Source organism: Gilliamella bombi (assembly GCF_900103255.1).
GTDB lineage: Bacteria > Pseudomonadota > Gammaproteobacteria > Enterobacterales > Orbaceae > Gilliamella > Gilliamella bombi.
In genome coordinates, this window is record NZ_FMWS01000029.1 from 1 (window position 1) to 2,502 (window position 2,502).

The window sequence follows — 2,502 nt, forward strand, 5'->3', positions numbered from 1 at the left end:
CCATAATGTCTTTATCTCAGTATCCGATGACTGTATTTCAATTTGTAACCAAGCCACCTTCACATCTTGACTCATTATATTAATTTTGGTCTTTGCATACGGTTTACCCACTGTCGTATCCGATGCAGCTTCTTTTTCCAGTAGTTTGACCTGTTTAGCTATACCCAAAAAGGCTTTATCTTCCTCTGGGATTTTACTCGCTTCTGCTTGCGTTTGAGTGATATAACTTGGTAAGTCTTCACAGGTGAAACATTCAACATGTAAATGAGGACAAAATTCGCTGTCATTTAAACTTTCACCTAATGGCAAGGTTTCAAGATTAGAATATTTGCTTTTGAGTATACCTTTATTTTGGTTATGACCAATATGACCCACTAAATCACCCGCTTTAATCGGAAAGGGCTTATCTAATACCACCACTTCGTTGTATTTTTTTCCTCTTACTACCTTTTCAAGGCAATCATACCAAACTATTTTCTTTTCTGTCGGTAACGGTAGTGTGGGTTTGCCATCTCTAACTACTTCAATTAACTCAACAAAACCTTTTTGATTGACATTCGATATCTTAACTTGTGTTCCCTTTGGTAGCATTGAGTAAATTTTTTTACCTTCTTTACCATTAATAAAGTCATTCCTGACTCTTAGGCCTTCAGATTTAGCTAAATTAGCGTTCAACTCTTTTTTTTGTTCTTCCGTCAATTCTTTAACGGTTTTACTACCCGGTATTTCAAATTCCGATGTTGTTACTGCTTTGCCGGTATACACCCAACCTAAAATATCGACTCCTGTTTCTGTTTTATCAGATTTGCGAGGTTTTAATTCAGGAATTGAGGAATACCCTTCGACAAAACTCGAAACAGCATACCATTCATATTTTTCATCATGCAAATCAAGATTTAAATTAACTTTTGTACCCTCTTGTAATACCGCTAATATCTCTGAGTTATTTTTTTCTGGGTTATTTTTTTCTGGGGGATCTTTTCGGATATTTAATCCATCTACAAAATTTAATTCTTTATGCTCTAGACGAACACGATAAATATCCTGCTCCCAAAATGCGGGGGTTGGTTCGTTAGAATTTTTATCGTAATAGTTTGTATCCGCTAAATGCATATACAAACTATAAAAATAAAGACGGTGTCCTGGCTGTTTTTCTTTGGCCGGCTCAGTCGTGTTGGGCGTAGTCTCTGACGTTGTTTCCGCTCCAGATGAAGTAGATGTGTCGGTCGCTGTCTCTGTATTTGTCTGAGGGGTTGTAGGGGGGGTAGGTGTTGTCGTATCGGTACTATTACTTGTACTCGGTGATTGTGCCTGATTAGTATCCGCTGCTGCCCCTTCTGTGTTGGTGTTCCCCGCGGTTGTATCACTTTCTGAGGCTGGCGTTTCTTCTTCTACACGATCCATTTCAAGCAAGTGTCTCACCAGAACAAAACCAGTTGAGAAAAAAACAACTTCATCGCCTTTATCTATTTTTTGATAACGGTCATTAACGCGGTAGGCGATAACCTCGCCATCAGCAATACAATGCACTCTACGCTCTTTTTCATTCCCCAACTTTTTAAGCACATTTGAATCAAAATGAACACCACTGTGTATAAGCTTGTTTACACTGACAGGATAAAACCCCGTTGATGCTGACATTAATGCTTCATAATAAACATTTGCGCTTAATTTCTCTTTTTCATCTATAATAACGGGATATTTCCATTTTTTTACCGCTGATAATGTCATTTTTTAGTTCCTTAACCTGAAAAATTAATATGGTCACTCTCTATTAATCGCCTAAGCGCGACATCAATATCACTTTTTGAGAATTTAAGTTTATTATCATCTATACTTGCTGGTCCCATCTTCTGCATCACATTACATTTAAGATAGATATTATCCTCTGTACCCAGTTCAATGCCTTCGCTGCTGATTTTGATATAAGAGCCACCACAAATAAGGGTGAGGTTGTCTTTGGCAGTAATGGTGACTTTGCCATCGACACTATCCACTTTGATATCTTGTTTGGCAGCCATATTAAGGTTAGCATTTTGGGCCTGCACCTCGATATCGCCTTGGTTGGCAAATAGTTTCATGCCTGATTTTTGGGCAAATAAACCCATCGCTTCAGCCGATGATAGGGTGATATTTTTTAAGGCGTTGATATCGGTTTGATGTTCGCTGGTTAAGGTGAGGCTGTTAGCTGTTGTCAGTTGAATATTTTCAGGACTAGTTAGGGCGATGCCTTCTTGCGCATAGGCCAGTAAGCCACTTTGGGTTAGCTGAGTTAAGTTGGCTTTAAGTTGGTCTTGGCTGTCGGTATCGGCGCTGTGTGCTTCGGACTGGGTGGCGGCATTTTGTAGCGCTTTGGCAATGGAGAGGGCATTTTCAAGTTGAGTGATTGCCGCTTGCATATCAAGTTGTTTGCCTTGCGCTTTAGGCTGGGTTTGGGTGGTTAAATATAAGCCTCTATTGGCGGCAATCGCACCCCATTCATCGGTGCGCAGTTCAAAACCT

General features: G+C 39.6%; 1 protein-coding gene and 1 pseudogene. Both read right to left on the reverse strand.

Annotation, left to right across the window (positions count from 1 at the left end; all coding sequences use genetic code 11):
* A pseudogene (locus tag B9N71_RS06285) lies at positions 1–1,731 on the reverse strand (hypothetical protein); the annotation flags it as partial.
* A gap of 11 nt (positions 1,732–1,742) precedes the next feature.
* Positions 1,743–2,502 (reverse strand): DUF2345 domain-containing protein (locus B9N71_RS06290; RefSeq protein ID WP_143422068.1); only part of this gene is annotated, 760 nt, incomplete at its 5' end.